We start from the raw sequence: 17,097 nt of genomic DNA, 5'->3' as shown, positions 1-17,097 counted from the left end.
AAATAAAATTATACTCCGTCTTTTATGTAGATATATAAAGGAGATGAACCAATTTGCAAAGTTTTTTCATTTATGGAATTTCCTGTACTTGAACAAACTGTAAAAAAATCTTCATTTTTAAGTGTTGTTGGTTTGAGTGACCAGTGAATTTGTAGAAGTTTGTCATCTACTAAAAACTGTAAAATGTAATAGCCTCTTTTTATATCTAGTCTTAAAAATTGAGCTTTTTGCAAAGTTTGTAACATATACTTATATGCATAAAATGCTGAACGCTTTTTAATAGTGTCAATATTATCCACAAGTCCATAACCCCTAGCAATTAGCTGATGCCATGATACAGAGTCAACCTGCTGAGAAGCAAAAGATAAAAAATAATACCTAAGCATAAAGTCTTCGTATAAAGCTTCACTAACACACTCATGTTCACTTGTAGGAGCATACGGTGCAGTTTCACTAAGTGGCCAGTTTGTTTCAGTAATGTGTAAGATATTTTTTGTTTTCGGACTTATCCAAATCATAGTGCTTAAGAGTGCAATTTTATCTGAGAGAGAAAATCCAATTTGCATATTTTCAGGAGCACCTCGTCTATCTACATAGAGTAAAGATGCTATTCCATCATATTTATATTTGAAAAAATTAAACAGTGTGTGCGCTGTAAAATGGTATTCAAAATCTATGACTCCACTTCCTATTAAAGTTATATTTTTAAAGTCTGTTTTTTTCAAATTATACGCAACATTATAAAATTTAGAATATTCATTAACAGAAAAGAAGCCCCATTTTGCTCTGTTATTAGTTGAGCCAATTTCATAAATATCTATTAGTTCATCTAAACTTATAAATATAGTTTTTAAATCTCTTTCTAAGAGTTCTAAGTTTTCAACATGTTCTCTGTCTTGAAGTATCTTAAGTATTATCTTTCTATTTTTATTTTTTAATATAAAGGCTTTTAGTTCATCTAACTCATTCATTTCCAAAGTTTTAAAACGAATTAGTATTCTTTTTACATTTAGTTCTTCTAATAGTTCAAGAGTAAGTTTCTCTTCTCTTTTGTAGTCTACACCAAGAGAGAAAAAGTTTTTAGAATCAACTTCTTTTCTTTTGACAAAAGGCATCATAACAAGTGAAACAGGTAAAATAAGAAGGCTAGTAAAATTGTTTTTAAAATTGAAACAGACTCTTTTTTTCGCATACCGTCTTTATAGTTTTTATCTTTTAGTTGTGCTGGTTGGTCGGAATATTCATCCCATTTAAATGGTTCTTTCATAAGGCGAATTATATCCTTTTTAAGATAAAATAATTAAATTATATTTTTTGAGGAATTATTTAATGAAAATATCAGTCATTGGAACAGGATATGTAGGTTTAGTTGCTGGAGTTTGTTTTGCCCAAATGGGGAATAGCGTAACTTGTATAGATATAGATGAAAAAAAGATTGAAGATTTAAAAAAGGGAATTATTCCTATTTATGAACCTGGTTTAGAAGATATGACTTTAGAAAATTATAAAATAAATACACTTTTTTTTACAACTAAAGCACAAGAAGCAATCGAGAATTCTTCGATATCTTTTATAGCTGTTGGTACTCCAATGGGAGAAAATGGAAGTGCAGATTTACAGTATGTTCTCTCCGTAGCAAAAGTTATTGGTCAATCTATGAAAAACTATATGGTAGTTGTAGATAAGTCTACTGTACCTGTTGGGACTGCTGATAAGGTTAGAACTACTATTCAAGCTGAGTTAGACAAAAGAGGTGCTGATATAAAATTTGATATTGTTTCAAATCCAGAGTTTTTAAAAGAGGGTGCAGCAATTCAAGATTTTTTACATCCTGATCGTGTAGTAATCGGAGCCGATAGTTCAAAAGCAATGGATATTATGAGAGAGTTATATTCTCCGTTTATGAAGCACCATGATAGATTTATAGCTATGGATATTAAAAGTGCAGAGATGACAAAATATGCAGCAAACTCTATGCTTGCTACTAAAATATCTTTTATGAATGAGATGAGTCAAATTTGTGAAAGAGTTGGAGCAGATATAAATAAAGTCAGAAATGGAATCGGAAGTGATAGTCGTATAGGTTACAGTTTTATCTATCCAGGTTGTGGTTATGGTGGAAGTTGCTTTCCTAAAGATGTTCAAGCCTTAGCAAAAACAGCAAAAGATTTTGGATATAACCCTAGAATCTTAGATGCGGTTGAAGCAGTTAATTATGATCAAAAATATGTAATGAGTAACAAAGTAATTGCAAGATTTGGTGAAAACCTAGATGGAAAAACTTTTGCAATATGGGGACTTAGTTTTAAACCTGAAACTGATGATATGAGAGAAGCTAGCTCTATTACGATTATAAATGAGTTAACAAAAAAAGGTGCTAAAATTTTAGCTTATGACCCTAAAGCTAGTCACGAGGCAGAGAGCTATTACCTAAAAGGCAACGATAAAGTTTCTTATGTAGATAGTAAATATGACGCTCTAAAAGGTTGCAGATGCTGTTATTCTTGTTACAGAGTGGAAAGAATTTCGTGCTCCTGATTTTGATGAGATGAAGAAGCTTTTGAAAAATTCTATTTTCTTTGATGGAAGAAATCAGTTTGAGAAAGAAAAAATGAACGAGTATGGTTTTGAATATTTTCAAATTGGTGCAAACTAAAAGTTGAATATTCTTGTATGTCGCACAGATAAGCTTGGTGATTTTATAACTGCACTTCCAACAATGTATGTTTTGAAGCATCATAATCCTAATAATAGGATTATAGCTTGTGTGGCACCACTTAACAAAACTCTAGCTGAGTCTTGTGATTTTATAGATGAGGTTATCGTTGATAGCGGACAAAGTATCTTGGCTTTTGCTTCAGAGATTCGTAAGTTAAAGATAGATGCTTCAATAACTCTCTTTTCAAATACCCGAATAGCATTAGCTCAATTTTTAGCACGAATTTCAAAACGAATCGCTCCAGCTACAAAAATTGCACAAATTTTTTATACAAATAGAATAAAACAGAGAAGAAGTGAAGTTAAAATGGCTGAGTTTGAGTACAATCTTGAGCTAACAAAAGAGTTATTTAAAGATATGAAATTTAACTATCCAAAACCACTTTTAAGTTTTGATGATTCTACTCAAGTCTATGATATATTTTGTTTAAATCATGGAGTTGATAGAGAAATCATAGCTTTTCATCTAGGATTTGGTGGATCTTCAGATGCTAACTGGAATTTAGATGAATATGAAGTATTAATAAAAGAAGTGCTAGATGCTAATAAGTATCAAGTAGTTTTAACTTTTGGACCAGATGAATTAGATCTTTATAAAGAGATGCAAGATAGATTAATGCAATATAATATAATATATTACTACTCTCAAGAAAGCATACTCTATTTTGCTAAACTCATCAGTAAGTTTAAGCTTTTTGTATCAACATCAACTGGAACTTATCACTTAGCATCTATGGTGGGAACCCCAACTATGACATTTTTTGCTAACTCACTTTTTGCAAGTTCAAAGAGGTGGAAAGGTATAGGGAATGAAGAATTACAAAGTAACTTTATGATTCCTCATGAAAAGAGAGAAAAAAGAAAAACTTTTTATAGAAATAAAAGAGAGATTATTTTCCCTTTAATTTTCTTTTTAAATTAACTTTTGCTTCTAGAGATTTTGCTTCATTCACTACTATTTCTATCGCTTTATCTTCACTTACCTTTGCCAGAGAAGCATACTCGATTGCAATGGTATTTAAATCATTATCATCTTTTGCCCAGAACTTGTTGAAATTTTTTAAACCATCAAGAGCTAAAATATTCTTAAATTCCATTCTGTTAATGTCAACTAAAGAAAATCTGTATGAATTGTCTTTATTTTTAGTAATAAGAATATTTCCAAGAGAATAATCAACATGCCATACCCCTTTTTGATGTATCTCATATGTAAATTTTACAAACTCTTTTAAAATTTTTGTATAATTTTCTACTTTATGATGAAAAACCTCTCGAATAGTAATGTCATAAGGCTCATATATAGATATAAAATAACTCTCACTTAATAAACCATTATTAAAGAACTCTATGATGCCAATCGGTTCAGGAGTATTAACTTCTAATTTTATAAGTTTCACTGCATTTAGGTATGACTTCTTTGCCTTGCCGTCTCGAAAGAAGGTATAAGCAATTCTATTTACAATATGAGGGATTTTAAATGATTTAACTACACACTTTATCCGTTTAATTCAATGATTTTAAGCTCATTTCTTGCTTTGTGTATGCTCTCATCTGAAGAGTTAAATATATCTTTAATATTTAATAGAGTTTCTTCAAAAGTATTGAATTTTGGATTTAAAATAAGTTTATGTGACAAAAGTGTTCTCTTTATATTGGATATGTTATTATACCATTATATAAAAGAGGTATTGATGAGAGTAGCAGTTGTAGTAAGAAGTTTAAAAATAGGCGGCATGGAACGCTCAGCTATAAATATCTCTCAATCGTTTGCAAATGAAGGGCATGAAAGTCATTTAATATATTTTAAATCAAAAAACGCAGGACTTAAACCAGAAAAGAATGTTCATCTTCATCATTTTAACCTTGAAAAATAGCGCGTCTGAGTATTTTTGGTTTTTTTTTGGGAGATATTCTCAAGAATAATGAATTTAATTATTAGGCAAAGTTATTTCTTTTGGAGTGGAGTTCTTTTTTCTGAAATATTTAAATATAAATTGATAAATTTAGAAAAAAACATGGAAGATTTGACCTAATTATAGTTAGAGGGCAGGGAACATTTGAATATATATGGACAATTAAAGACGATAGAATAAAACAAGTTTCGGTAAGTATATTTATTTCAACTGGCTCTAAAATACGAAACTTTTTTTTAAGATGTTTATATGATAAAAAGCATATTGTTTGCATCTCTAAAGGTGTTAAAACAAAAAATATTAGAGGCTGCAAATATTGCAAAGTTTAAGCCAAAAAGTATAAATATAATCTACAATCCTATGGATGTAGGATTGGTTCAAAAAAGAGCTTTAGAATATAAAATAGATATAAATGAAGAATATATTGTATATTTTGGAAGAATAACACCAAATAAAAATGTATCATTGTGTGTATCTGCTTTTAATTATGCAAAACAAAATCTTGGACTAGATAAAAAATTTATTATTATTGGAAATGGGGCAGAGTATAACAATATACAAGAACAAATAAATAGTTTAAACCTTAAAGATTCTGTTAAAATGTTAGGTTCATTAGATAATCCATATCCTTGGGTCAAAAATGCGGAACTTTTTATATTTACTTCCAAAGCAGAAGGACTAGGCAATGTACTTTTAGAGTCTTTAGCTTGCAATACTCCAATAGTTTCAGCCAAAACTGAAGGCGGAGCAAAAGATATTATGAAAAATGAATTAGCTGAGTTTCGTGTTGATTTTAATGAAGAAGTTTTAGCAAAAAAATAATGCAAACTTTAACTGAAAAAATATACATAAATTTTGACAAACATCTAGAAGAATTTACTCCCTCTTATATAGTTGATAAGTATATAAATACCTACTCACTTTAACTTATCAATATTCTCATTCTTAACTACAAAAAACAGTTCATTCGCTCTAATAGCTCTTTTATAGTAGCTTTTGTCTTTACCTGTGACTTGTCTTTTAAACATTTTGTTTAAGTGTTTAAATGCTTTTTTAGTAGAGATATATATAAGGGAATCCCGTAAGTCATGCATAGCTTCTAGGGCAAAAAATTTATCAATTTGTAGGTTTGAGTTAAGTGTAAAAGAGTAAATTGAATCATAATAAAACTCTTTTGTATTAGGTGGAATAGATACAGCAGAGTGCATCCCCCCTAGAGGGTAGCTTTCACTAAGTTCAAGGTGGTTTGTATAAAGAAGTAACTTAGAAATAGCTTTTGTATTCTTCATAGCTTCTATGGTAATTTGTGTTGTATATTTATGATCTTCATGGCTATCTATTGCAGGGTGAGGAGTTATAATTATATCTGGTTTTACCTGTTTTAAAATTTCTTCTAAATCATTTAAGAAGGAGGAATATATTGGTTTTGTTTCTAAATCTAGTTTAATATTTGAGTGCGATACTTTACGAAATAGATTCATATTATCTATCCCAGATATATTTGAAGTGGCTTCTTTGTCTCTATTTTTATTCATCCATTTAAGACTTCCTCCAAAGTATCCTAGTGTGATAGAATTTTCATAATTAACATTACCTAATAGTGGAATTGTTGTAGCATCTAAAACTCTTAATTCGGCCTTTTTTAGTGAATTAGCAGTTCTATCATTATTATATAAATCAGAATAGTTACAAGAACCTTGTTCCCCGGCTGTAGTTGTTACTATTGTTATATCTTTGGCAGTTTTATAAAGTCCAAATGCAGCTATTTCAGCATCATCAGCATGTGGTGCTAAAATAAGTATTTTTTGCGATAAGTTTATATTATTTTTATAACCATATATAGAAAGTGAATTGTTGTTTAAAGATAGATTTTTTAAAATTAGTTCATTAGATTTTTCTTTAAGATATGATATATTTAAATACCTTACTCCTCTTGCTCCATATTCAAAAAAATGTTTTGTATCCTTTATTTTTATAAAAGGTTTAAAAAAATATGAATTTATGTTAAATGATAGATTTATTTTTAAAAATAGTGAGTCGAAATCTTTATAGTTATCTTCTAAAATAAAAGTTTTATTAGTTGTTTTCAATTCGTATATTAAGTGTTTATCTAAATTATAAACATAGTCTTTTGATGTGTCATATTTGTATTTCTTAGCTCTTTTATAAACTATAAATAGATAAATTAGTAAAGCTGTAAATAGTAAAATAAATATCATTAAAACTCCTGATAAAATTGTATCGAAAGTTTACTGTGGTAAAATAAGATTATGAAAATAACCGCGAATATCATTACTCTAAATGAAGAAAAAAATATAAAAGATGTTATAAAATCAGTTCAAGAAGTTTGTGATGAAGTCTTAATTATTGATTCTTTGAGCAGTGATAAAACTTGTGAAATAGCGGAGTCTTTAGGTGCTAAAGTTGTAAAACAAGCGTACTTAGGTGATGGTGGACAGAAAGCTTTTGGAGCACCTTTGGCTAAAAACAAATGGGTACTTAGTATAGATGCTGATGAGAGACTAGATGCTAATGCTATAGAAGCAATAAAAAACATTAATCTTGATGAAACTCCTTATGAAGCTTTTTCCTTCGCTAGAAAAACATTTGTGGGTAAAAACTTTATAAAACTTTGGTATCCAGATAGAGTAACAAGACTCTATAATCGTGATATATGTTCTTACTCAACTGTTGGTGGACATGCAAAAGTTGAGAGTAAAAATATAAAAGCATTAGATGCTGATATGCTGCACTATTCATATGATGATTACTCACACATGATTAAGACTACGCATAAGTTTATAACTCGTGGTGCTAGAATATCTTACGAAGATGGAAAAAAAGCTTCTGCACTTGACCCGTTTGTACATGGAGTTGGAGCCTTATTTAAAGCACTTGTATTAAAAGGTGGAGCTTTTCATGGTGTGCATGGCTGGAATGTTGCAGTTATTTCTGCTTTTAGTTCATATATGAAGTATGCTTTGATGCTGGAGATGCAAGAAAATGAATCGTAAAACAGTTATTGAACTTTGCATGTCACCTGATTTAGGTGGACTTGAACTTTATATGGTAAGAGCTGCAAAAGCTTTGAGTGATGACTTTCATGCCATTAGTATTATTAACGAAGACTCGAAATTAGAACAATATTATGATGAAAATTATAAATATATAAAAATTAAAAAAACATCTAACCTTTTTATGTTTGGTGCTGCAAAAAAATTAGCTAAAATAATTGATGAAGAAAAGGTAGATGCTATTCATATGCATTGGACAAAAGATATCCCTTTTGTAGTATTATCGAAACTATTATCTAAAAGAAAGCCTAAAATAATACAAACAAGAAATATGACCATGACTAGATTTAAAAATGACTTTTATCATAGACTAATGTATAAAAATATGGATTTGTTACTACGGTAACTTATCAGGTTAAAGGTCAATTAGAGAAATTTATACCTCAAGATATAAGACCAAAAGTTGAAGTTTTGTATATGGGTTCAGATAAACCTGAGATGCTAGATGCTGATGAAGTAGATAAGTTAAAGTTAGAACTAAATTTCAATGATAATAGTTTTAACCTTGGAATGGTTGGCCGTATAAATGAGGCTAAAGGACAGCATCTACTAATAGAATCTGTTGATGTTTTAGTTAAACAAGGTATGAATGTCCATGCTTATTTTGTTGGTCATGCTATGGAGGAATCTTACTTGGAGATGCTAAAGAAAGATACTAGAGAAAGAAAACTAGAAAATAATATACATTTTTTAGGTTTTATGAAGAATCCACATCATTTTTATCAAATATGTGACGCTGTTGTACTTGCATCTAAGAAAGAAACTTTTGGACTTGTACTTATAGAGGCTATGCAGGTTGGTACTGCTGTTATTGGTGCAAACAGCGGTGGGGTTGTTGAGATAATAGATGATGAAAAAACAGGTTTACTATTTGAGAATCAAAATTATGAGAGCTTAGCATCTTCGATTGAGAAACTAATAAATAATCAAGAATTAGCATTAAATATTGCAAAATCTGGACAAGATAAGTGTAATGAGAAATTTTCAAATGAGTTACAGTTTGAGAAATTAAAAAATATTTTAAAAGAGTTAATGTGAAAGTTAGTATTGTAATAGCAGTATATAAAGATATAGAGTCTTTGGATTTAATAATTAGGGCGTTAAAAAAACAGACTTATAAAAACTTTGAAGTTATTGTAGCAGAGGATAACAACTCAATAGAGATGAAAAACTATGTAGCATCTATAGCAGGACTAGATGTTAAACATACTTTTCAAGAAGATAATGGTGTAAGAAAATCAAGATCTCAAAATAATGGTATTTTAAAAGCGAGCGGAGAGTATCTTATATTTTTAGATGGAGATATTATTCCTTACTCTACTTTTGTACAAGGACATGTTTCTTTAGCTCAAAAGGATAGAGTACTTGCGGGAAGAAGGGTGAATTTAAATGCAGAATTGACTAAAAAGTTTCGAGATAAATCACTTTCTTCATATACTCTGGAAAAATTCTATTTTTTACTTGGATTTACTTTAATGTTTGACCGAAATGCTAGGTTTGAGCAGGGTGTTCATGTAGATGCAGACTCTTTTATTTATAAAGGTATCATGTCAAAACGAAAACGAAACACTAGCTTGATAGGTTGTAATTTTTCTTGTTACAAAGAAGCGATGATAGCTATAAATGGATTTGATGAAAGTTATGGAGAATCATCACTGCCTGATGATGTTGATTTAGATTGGAGATTTCAAGCTTATGGATTGAAGTTGGTTTCATGTAAAAATATCGCAAATACATTTCATTTGTATCATAAAAAACAAAATAATCCTACATCTTTAGAGCAAAGGGAAAGATTTAATAAAAACAAAAAAAATAAAAAGTATGTTTGTAATCAAGGATTAGATAAACATGAATAGTTTTGTTAATATTATTTCAGAAAAAAAAGTTTATATAGATAAGGTACTTATATTTCTTTTGCATATATTCATTCTTGTAATTCCATTTTCTACTGCTTTATCTAGAACATCGTCCATTTTAGTATTTTTATTTTGGCTGTTTAGCTCTTATTATATTAATTTTAAAACAATTATAGAAGAATTCCCAATTTTTAAATATATTATTGTTTTTATAACTTATATATTGATTTCTCTGTTTTGGAGTGATAGTGTCAATGCTGGAATTAAAGAAATTGAAGATTATATATATTGGATAGTTCTAGTGCCTTTTGCAACTATTGTGACAAAATATAATTATAAATATTTTTTATATTCTTTCATCTTTGCATCTTTTATTTCTCTTTTTATTTCATATGGGTTGCAGTTTAATATTATACATCCTATAAATAAATTTCCAATTTACTGGTTTTTAGATTCTATAGATTACAGTATATATCTATGTTTATCTTCGCTTTCATTGTTCTATTTAATATTGACTTTAAAGTCTAGTACAACTAGTAAAATTATATTAATAGCGATATTTCTTATTACTGTTAATATGCTTTTAGAATCAAATGGACGAACGGGGCAATATTCATTTTTTATTGGAATGTTATACTTTTTATTTCAATATTTCGATGTCAATAAAAAAATTAAAATAATTTCAAGTGTTATGTTTGTTTTACTAGTATTTGGTGCTTATGCATTTAATGATTCTGCTCAAAAAAGATTTTTATCTGCAATTAATGATATTAAGATTCTAATAAATAAAGATAACTATAATAGTAGCCTTGGAATTAGGTATGTTACAGCAAAAATTGCTTTAGATAGTAGTTCACAGAAGCCACTTTTTGGACATGGTATTGGAGATGACTATCAAGAATATATTACATTAATTCAGACAAAGTACAAAAAATATAATGAATTTTTAATGACGGATGAGAAATTAATTAAATACAGACCTCATTCTCAGTATGCTTTTGTGTCTTATAGGCTTGGTTTAGTAGGATTTGTTTTATTTTTGTTGTTACTATATAAGATGTATAATTTAAATATTTTAGAGACAGAATACAATAAATTGTTTACATCAATAATGCTGGTACTTACTTTTAGTATGTTATTTAATAATGTTTTAAAATCAACACTTACAACGGCAATGTTTTTAGTTTTTATAGGAATAGCGATAGGACTTTCAAGAAAAAATATTCATAGCTAAAGTTATATTTAGATATAATTTTTTTAAAGGATTTGCAATTAAAATTTTATTTATAAATAGTCATTCAGCAGATTATGTTCAAGATTTGACATACAGTGGACTAGTTAAAAAACTGGGTGTGCAAAATGTTGTAGATGTTAAGTGGAATAAAAAATTTCATATTAATTATAAAAAATATCCAAAAAATTTAGGACATATAAAAAATTCACTATTTTCGTCATTTTTTAATCGCTTAAATAGTAATTATGACGCAGTAATTGTAGGTGCTTCTAAGGTAGATTGTTTTGAAGAGTATATAAAAATAATTCCACATATTGATAAAAATATTCCTGTTATTTTTATTGATGGTGGAGATGGTTATGAAGTTGGGTCCGATCTAGGTGGTTTTGGTCGTCCAGAACTCTATGAACAGTCACAAAAAATTCGTCCGTTTGATTACATATTCAAAAGAGAATATCTTATAGATGCTACACATGATAATAATATATTTCCTTTGCAAATTTCGTTTAGACTTGATAGCCTTCCTAAATTACCAAGTGAAAAAATTTATGATGTCTCTTTCTGGGCAGTAGAAACAGGAGGTGAAATTCGTACTAAAGTTTTAAAACTCTTAGAAAACAAATTTGACTGTAGTGCTAATGGCACAAAACGAAATCAAAAATTCAGTAAATATTCTCGTAAAGGTTCTTTTTATTTGGAAGAATTAAAACGATGTAAAATAGTTATAAATTTTAGAGGTGGTGGTTGGGATACAATGCGTTATTGGGAAGTCCCAGCTGTTGGAAGTCTAATGATAACTCAAAAACCACAGTTAAATATTCCTAATAACTTTGAAGACAAGAAGCATGTGGTATATTGTAAAGATGATTTGAGTGATTTAGAAGAGTTGTGTCAATATTATTTGGATAATGAAGAGGAACGAGAAAAAATAGCACTTGCAGGAAAAAAAACATTTAGAAGAATTCCATACTGATATAAAACGTGCTGAATATATTTTAGAAAAAGCTAAATTACTCAGTTGATAATTTAACTTTACTAAGATTTTTTATGCTTCTTTGGGTAGTAATGTTTGTAATAACACTTATAAACAGAGATAGAAAAACAATTTTATCTATACCTTTAATAGTTGGTATTGGTATTTTTTTTAATGTTTTTAGCTTATTTAACCAATTATTATAAGGAGAAGAATAGTGATAGAATTTGAGAATTTAAAAAAGTAAATGAAAAACTTTTTGACAAATATGAAAATTATTTTAGTAAATTTTTAAAAAGTGGATGGTATATACTTGGAGATAGTGTTACAAAGTTTGAAAAAGAGTTTGCCGAGTTTTGTGATGTAAAATATTGCTCAGGCGTAGCCTCTGGTTTAGATGCCTTAATTTTGGCGATAGATGCCTTTGATTTTCCTAAAAACAGTGAGATAATAGTTCCATCAAATACCTATATTGCTACTATTATGGCAATTGTAAGAAATGGTTTTAAGCCAATATTAGTTGAACCTGATATTAAGACATATAATATAGACGCTGCCAAGATAGAAGAAAAAATCACATCTAATACAAAAGCTATTCTTGTCGTGCATCTGTACGGAAAAGCTTGTGAGATGGATAAAATAACAAAAATAGCAAGTCAATATGAATTAGAAATTATAGAAGATTGTGCTCAAGCACATGGAGCTGAATTTAAAGGACAAAAAGTTGGTAGTTTTGGTGTAGGATGTTTCAGTTTTTATCCAACTAAAAATTTAGGTGCGTTAGGTGATGGTGGTGCGATTACTTGCAATAATGAAAACTATAACAATAAGTTAAAATCATTAAGGAATTATGGTAGTAGTGAAAAATACTATAATAATTATTTAGGATACAACTCAAGACTTGATGAAATTCAAGCTGGATTTTTATCTATAAAACTTAATATATTAGATGATATAACAAAACAAAAAAGAGCACTAGCAAAGTTATATCTTGAAAATTTGGATGATAAATTTATTAAACCAGTAGTTGAAGAAAGTTATTATGATGTATATCATATATTTAATATTAGACATGCACAAAGAGATGAGTTAAAAAAATATTTATTTGAAAACAATATAAAAACTGAAATTCACTATCCTAAATCTCCACATCAACAAAAATCAATGCAAGGTATATTGGAAAATGAAAACTATTCAATTAGTCAAGAAATTCATGATACTACTTTAAGCTTACCCTTATCATATAGTCATACAAAAGAAGAAATAATGAAAGTTATAGATGTATTAAATGGGTGGGTAGAATGAAAGGAATTATGTTAGCAGACATAAATGAGATACTGATAATTTCTACTCTACAATATATTGGTAATTTTGAAGAGTTGTTAGGTGATGGTAGTGACTTTGGTATTCTGCTTCTAAAGCTAGTTCTGATATGATAGTTAGATCTTATCAAGAGACTTTTGGTCTTAACACTGTAATAACTAATTGCTCAAACAACAATGGACCTAAACAGCATGATGAAAAAGTTCCAAAAGATTCAAGCTATAAAGAACTTATAACATTTGTAGAAGATAGAGCAGGACACGATAGAAGATATGCTATAGATGCAACTAAACTTGAAAGTGAACTTGGCTGGAGAGCTAATGAAAACTTTAAGAGTGGAATTATAAAAACTATTGAATGGCACTTGGAGAAATATAATGGCTAAAATAATTAATCTTCCAACAATGAATGATGATAGAGGCTGTCTTAGTGTAGTGGAAAATATCACTGATTTTGATATAAAAAGAGTTTATTATATATATAATACTGATGGAAAACAGAGGGGTGGACACAGGCATAAAAAAACAAAACAGTTGCTAATGTCTACAAGTGGTAGCTGTAATGTTTTTTGTGAAAATGAAAAAAAAGAAACAGAAACATTTCTTTTAGATAGCCCTTCAAAATGTTTATTGGTAGAGGCTAAAGACTGGCATACAATGCAAAATTTTTCTAAAGATTGCGTATTACTTGTTATAGCTTCAGAATATTATGATAAAAATGATTATATCGATGATAGATACTAGTCAAGCAGTTTAACTCTATTTTATTTAAAATATTTTTTTGAGAAAGTGGTAATATTTTTCTTTATAATATTTAAAGCTGTTCTATCTGGCTCTATGTAATCTTTAAAAGGAGTAAGAGCAAGATATTTCCAGTAAAGATATCTGAATTTATTTCTGCTTTTATAGTGCCATGGCTTACGTCCACCTGTATAGTGAACTACTACAGGATTATTGTATGCTTCTAGAATCTCTTCTTTTTTAAAATATGTATTTTCTAAAAAACTCTCTCTAACATACGAGCTAATTGCATTATACTTTAGGGGAGCTACTTTCCATTTACCATCAATTACTGCGTTGATAACATCTTGATCTAAGAAAATAAGTTCATCAATTGTGTTTATACATTTAATATATTTGTCATATAAATTATCATCTATAATCTTTCTTAAGTTTAGTAACATTGAGCCATTATTGAGATATTTTGATGTGAGTTTCATTTTTAATGTTTCATGTCTATTAAAAAGTTTCCAATCCTCAACTCCAACAGCATAATTGTCTTCAAAATCCTGTTCATAAAACTCTTGTATGGAACCATTTACTACTAAATCAACATCAAGATAATAGACTCTGGATTCATTAATTAACTTTGGAATTAGTAGGTTGTAGTAAACAACTTTTGTTTGTCTTCCTTTAGTTTGAACATTATCAAACATATGATCTTCAACTTCTTTAAAAACAAGAGTACAATCATAAGATGATACTAAGTTATTCATTAATAAAATATCATTTGAATTAAGGCCATCATAAATAATATAGATTTTAAATTTTAAATTTTTGTTATTTTCCAGTAAAGACATTACTGTTACGCATGCATGCTGTAGATAAAGTTTGTTAAATGCGATAGCTATATTGTATGTATTCAAATGATTATCCTATTATTTAAGAAGTTCTATATATTCCATGGCTTCACGCTCTGGAGAAAAAAACAATTTTTGCTTTTTCAATATTTTTATAAGCTAATTGTTTTTCTTCTTTTAAATTTTGTGCAATATATAGTAGTTTTTCTTTTAAAGCATTTAAGGATTTGTCTTCTACTAGATGTATATGAAAACCCATCTCTCCAAAATTACTAATTGCTGTATTGTCAAATGCTAAAACAATTATTCCGTGAGAGATAGACTCCATCATAACATTTCCATATCCCTCATCTGGAGTTGGAAAGATGAAAACATCATGTTTCATATACTCATCATAAATTTTATCCGTAAACCCATTTATATTGATATTTTTTTTATAATCTATACTCTCAAGTAATGCTTCAAGTTGTTGGCTGTATTTTGAATCTGCTGGTCCAAAGTTATCAAACTTGAAATCTATATTATTTTTATCTAAAATATCACAGGCTTCTATTGCCTTGTCAATTCCTTTACCTGAAGTAACTCTACCTGCATGAAGCAGTCTGAATGTTTCAGAGTTAGTTGGTTCTAGTGTTGAAAGTTTATTTGCTAAAGATGGGACAATAACTTTTAAGTTTGTTTTTTTGCCAAAAGGAATAATATATTTTACATTTCCTGACATATATTTTGATATGGCAACATGAGTTGATACATTTGAATAAATAAGAGTGTGAAAAAAACTTTTTTTAGGGTGAGATTTAATGGTTCCATGTCTTAGTATTAAGTTAATATTTAGTCCTAAAAATGCAAAATATAATGATTTCATCTCAGAAGCACCAACAAAAATAACATTTTTAATATGATTCTTTTTTACAATATCTCTAACTGAAAAAATAATAGATGGGCTCATAATGGTAGTTCTAAAATTAATAGTTTCAAACTTTACAAATTCGTAGTCTGGGTTTTCATCACACTCTTTATGAATAAATGTATTTTGTTTTACTATGTAGGTAAGGTCAACATAGTTGCTCAAAACCTTAGCTAATTTTGTTGCTGCTAATTCCATCCCACCTATATGGTGAGATAGACAAATTAGTGCAGTTGGTTCTTTTGTTGTTTTCATATATTCTCCAAATACCATTGAACAGTCTTAACAATTCCACTATCAAAATCTTCATCAGCTTTCCAGCCAAGTTCGTTCTCTAGTTTAGTAGCATCTATGGCATATCTTCTGTCGTGACCAGCTCTGTCTTTTACAAATGCTATAAGTTCTTTATAGCTTGATTTTTTTGGAACTTTTTCATCTAATATTGAACAGATAGCATCCACTATTTGAAGGTTTGTTCTTTCATTCCTTCCACCAATATTATAAACATTAGCTTCTTTACCAGTATGATAGACTAAGTCTATTCCTTTGCAGTGGTCAAGTACATAAAGCCAATCTCTTATATTTTTACCATCTCCGTAGATTGGTATATTTTCATCGTTAAGTGCTTTTCGTATAATAGTAGGAATAAGCTTCTCATCATGTTGTTTTGGACCGTAATTATTTGAACAGTTAGTTATAACTGTGTTAAGACCAAAGGTTTCTTGGTAACTTCTAACTATCATATCTGAACTTGCTTTGGATGCACTGTATGGTGAATTTGGCGCATAAGGAGTCTCTTCTGTAAAAAGGTCTGTTTCGTTTAGTGTTCCATATACTTCATCTGTTGAGATATGATGGAATCTACAATTTTCATATTTATCTTTATAGTTAAAAGGAGAATCCATCCAGTAGTTTTTGGCAACATCAACTAGAGTATAAGTTCCGTTTACATTTGTTTGGATAAATACACCTGGATTTTTAATAGAATTGTCAACATGAGACTCTGCAGCGAAATGAATTACACCATTTATATCATATTCGTTAAATATAAACTCTACAAGTTCACGGTTGCAAATATCACCTTTAATAAACTTATATTTAGGATTATCTTCACACTCTTTTAGGTTTTGTAAATTTCCAGCATAAGTAAGTAGGTCAAGATTTATAATATTGTACTCAGGATATTTTTCTAAAAATAAGGAACAAAATTACTTCCTATAAAACCTGCGCATCCTGTAACTAATATATTGTGTTTCATTTTTTTTCTCCTAAAACTTTTAGACATGCATCTAGACTATCTTTCCAAAAAGGAATTTCTATATTGAATTTTTGTTTTATTTTAGACTTATTTAGTAAAGAATAGTGTGGTCTAGATGCTGGTGTTGGATACTCTTTTGTTTCTATTGGATTTATTTTACAATCTTTTTTTGCCATCCTCATAATCTCTTTTGCAAAGTCATACCAAGAGAGAACACCTTCATTTGAGTAGTTGTAAATTTCTATTTCATTGTTTGTTATCT

General features: G+C 28.8%; 20 protein-coding genes and 3 pseudogenes. 14 read left to right on the top strand and 9 right to left on the bottom strand.

Annotated features, from left to right (window positions below):
• Positions 1-8: 8 nt before the first annotated feature.
• Together MOV50_RS02655 and MOV50_RS02650 are read right to left on the bottom strand one after the other, a co-directional pair.
• Entirely contained in the window at positions 9-1,118 is a 1,110-nt protein-coding gene (locus MOV50_RS02655) for a glycosyl hydrolase (RefSeq protein ID WP_321778879.1), read from the bottom strand.
• On the bottom strand, positions 1,115-1,267 hold the full coding sequence (locus tag MOV50_RS02650; RefSeq protein ID WP_321778878.1) for a hypothetical protein: 153 nt from the start codon (positions 1,265-1,267) through the stop codon (positions 1,115-1,117). Before MOV50_RS02650 ends, MOV50_RS02655 begins: the two co-directional genes overlap by 4 nt.
• Positions 1,268-1,329: 62 nt before the next feature.
• On the opposite strand from MOV50_RS02650, the pseudogene MOV50_RS02645 reads away from it, so the two are divergent.
• Together MOV50_RS02645 and MOV50_RS02640 are read left to right on the top strand one after the other, a co-directional pair.
• Positions 1,330-2,656 (top strand): annotated as a pseudogene (locus MOV50_RS02645) (UDP-glucose dehydrogenase family protein).
• 3 nt (positions 2,657-2,659) lie between these two features.
• Positions 2,660-3,640 carry a glycosyltransferase family 9 protein gene (locus tag MOV50_RS02640; RefSeq protein ID WP_321778877.1) on the top strand — a complete coding sequence of 327 codons (981 nt, stop codon included), beginning with the start codon at positions 2,660-2,662 and terminating at the stop codon, positions 3,638-3,640.
• Here MOV50_RS02640 and MOV50_RS02635 read toward each other — a convergent pair.
• Positions 3,609-4,115 (bottom strand): hypothetical protein, encoded by a 507-nt coding sequence (locus MOV50_RS02635; protein WP_321778876.1) that lies wholly within the window; start codon positions 4,113-4,115, stop codon positions 3,609-3,611. The two genes, MOV50_RS02640 and MOV50_RS02635, sit on opposite strands and share 32 nt — an antisense overlap.
• A 98-nt stretch (positions 4,116-4,213) precedes the next feature.
• Positions 4,214-4,354 carry a hypothetical protein gene (locus MOV50_RS02630; protein WP_321778875.1) on the bottom strand — a complete coding sequence of 47 codons (141 nt, stop codon included), beginning with the start codon at positions 4,352-4,354 and terminating at the stop codon, positions 4,214-4,216.
• 55 nt (positions 4,355-4,409) lie between these two features.
• Here MOV50_RS02630 and MOV50_RS02625 point away from each other — a divergent pair, with 55 nt between their 5' ends.
• Both MOV50_RS02625 and MOV50_RS02620 read left to right on the top strand, forming a co-directional pair.
• Positions 4,410-4,592, top strand: a complete 183-nt coding sequence (locus tag MOV50_RS02625) for a hypothetical protein (protein WP_321778874.1) — start codon at positions 4,410-4,412, stop codon at positions 4,590-4,592.
• Between the two features lie 288 nt (positions 4,593-4,880).
• A complete protein-coding gene (locus MOV50_RS02620; protein ID WP_321778873.1) occupies positions 4,881-5,453 on the top strand; it encodes a glycosyltransferase in 573 nt (190 codons plus the stop codon).
• A 95-nt stretch (positions 5,454-5,548) separates the two neighbouring features.
• On the opposite strand, the gene MOV50_RS02615 is transcribed toward MOV50_RS02620, so the two are convergent.
• Positions 5,549-6,850 carry a PIG-L family deacetylase gene (locus tag MOV50_RS02615; RefSeq protein WP_321778872.1) on the bottom strand — a complete coding sequence of 434 codons (1,302 nt, stop codon included), beginning with the start codon at positions 6,848-6,850 and terminating at the stop codon, positions 5,549-5,551.
• A gap of 51 nt (positions 6,851-6,901) precedes the next feature.
• Here MOV50_RS02615 and MOV50_RS02610 point away from each other — a divergent pair, with 51 nt between their 5' ends.
• From MOV50_RS02610 to MOV50_RS02565, 10 genes and pseudogenes are all read left to right on the top strand, one after another.
• Entirely contained in the window at positions 6,902-7,645 is a 744-nt protein-coding gene (locus tag MOV50_RS02610) for a glycosyltransferase family 2 protein (protein ID WP_321778871.1), read from the top strand.
• Entirely contained in the window at positions 7,635-8,051 is a 417-nt protein-coding gene (locus MOV50_RS02605; protein ID WP_321778870.1) for a glycosyltransferase, read from the top strand. The genes MOV50_RS02610 and MOV50_RS02605 overlap by 11 nt, the downstream gene beginning before the upstream one ends.
• A gap of 71 nt (positions 8,052-8,122) precedes the next feature.
• The gene (locus tag MOV50_RS02600) at positions 8,123-8,743 is read left to right on the top strand and encodes a glycosyltransferase family 4 protein (RefSeq protein WP_321778869.1); all 621 of its coding nucleotides are present in this window, start codon (positions 8,123-8,125) and stop codon (positions 8,741-8,743) included.
• Positions 8,740-9,561, top strand: a complete 822-nt coding sequence (locus MOV50_RS02595) for a glycosyltransferase (protein ID WP_321778868.1) — start codon at positions 8,740-8,742, stop codon at positions 9,559-9,561. The genes MOV50_RS02600 and MOV50_RS02595 overlap by 4 nt, the downstream gene beginning before the upstream one ends.
• Positions 9,554-10,795, top strand: coding sequence for an O-antigen ligase family protein (locus tag MOV50_RS02590; RefSeq protein WP_321778867.1), 1,242 nt, complete (start codon positions 9,554-9,556; stop codon positions 10,793-10,795). Before MOV50_RS02595 ends, MOV50_RS02590 begins: the two co-directional genes overlap by 8 nt.
• 118 nt (positions 10,796-10,913) lie before the next feature.
• On the top strand, positions 10,914-11,768 hold the full coding sequence (locus MOV50_RS02585; RefSeq protein WP_321778866.1) for a glycosyltransferase: 855 nt from the start codon (positions 10,914-10,916) through the stop codon (positions 11,766-11,768).
• A gap of 309 nt (positions 11,769-12,077) precedes the next feature.
• The gene (locus MOV50_RS02580; RefSeq protein ID WP_321779631.1) at positions 12,078-13,073 is read left to right on the top strand and encodes a DegT/DnrJ/EryC1/StrS family aminotransferase; all 996 of its coding nucleotides are present in this window, start codon (positions 12,078-12,080) and stop codon (positions 13,071-13,073) included.
• Positions 13,070-13,204, top strand: coding sequence for a hypothetical protein (locus MOV50_RS02575; RefSeq protein WP_415846375.1), 135 nt, complete (start codon positions 13,070-13,072; stop codon positions 13,202-13,204). Before MOV50_RS02580 ends, MOV50_RS02575 begins: the two co-directional genes overlap by 4 nt.
• A pseudogene (locus MOV50_RS02570) lies at positions 13,174-13,476 on the top strand (GDP-mannose 4,6-dehydratase); the annotation flags it as partial. The gene MOV50_RS02575 and the pseudogene MOV50_RS02570, both read left to right, overlap by 31 nt.
• Complete coding sequence (locus MOV50_RS02565) at positions 13,469-13,834, top strand: FdtA/QdtA family cupin domain-containing protein (RefSeq protein WP_321778865.1); 366 nt, start codon at positions 13,469-13,471, stop codon at positions 13,832-13,834. The pseudogene MOV50_RS02570 and the gene MOV50_RS02565, both read left to right, overlap by 8 nt.
• A gap of 20 nt (positions 13,835-13,854) precedes the next feature.
• Here MOV50_RS02565 and MOV50_RS02560 read toward each other — a convergent pair whose 3' ends face one another.
• The 4 genes and pseudogenes from MOV50_RS02560 to MOV50_RS02545 all read right to left on the bottom strand — a co-directional run bounded on the left by MOV50_RS02560 (position 13,855) and on the right by MOV50_RS02545 (position 17,074).
• Entirely contained in the window at positions 13,855-14,736 is an 882-nt protein-coding gene (locus MOV50_RS02560; RefSeq protein WP_321778864.1) for a glycosyltransferase family 8 protein, read from the bottom strand.
• 43 nt (positions 14,737-14,779) lie between these two features.
• Positions 14,780-15,832 (bottom strand): glycosyltransferase, encoded by a 1,053-nt coding sequence (locus MOV50_RS02555; RefSeq protein ID WP_321778863.1) that lies wholly within the window; start codon positions 15,830-15,832, stop codon positions 14,780-14,782.
• Positions 15,829-16,835, bottom strand: a pseudogene (gene rfbB / locus MOV50_RS02550) (dTDP-glucose 4,6-dehydratase). Before rfbB ends, MOV50_RS02555 begins: the two are co-directional and overlap by 4 nt.
• Positions 16,832-17,074: a sugar nucleotide-binding protein gene (locus MOV50_RS02545; protein WP_321779630.1), complete on the bottom strand. Its 243-nt coding sequence runs from the start codon at positions 17,072-17,074 to the stop codon at positions 16,832-16,834. The pseudogene rfbB and the gene MOV50_RS02545 overlap by 4 nt, the downstream one beginning before the upstream one ends.
• Positions 17,075-17,097 lie beyond the last annotated feature (23 nt).

The organism is Sulfurimonas sp., assembly GCF_029027585.1.
In the GTDB taxonomy this organism is placed as follows: Bacteria; Campylobacterota; Campylobacteria; order Campylobacterales; family Sulfurimonadaceae; genus Sulfurimonas.
This window is presented reverse-complemented; position numbering and strand designations above follow the sequence as displayed.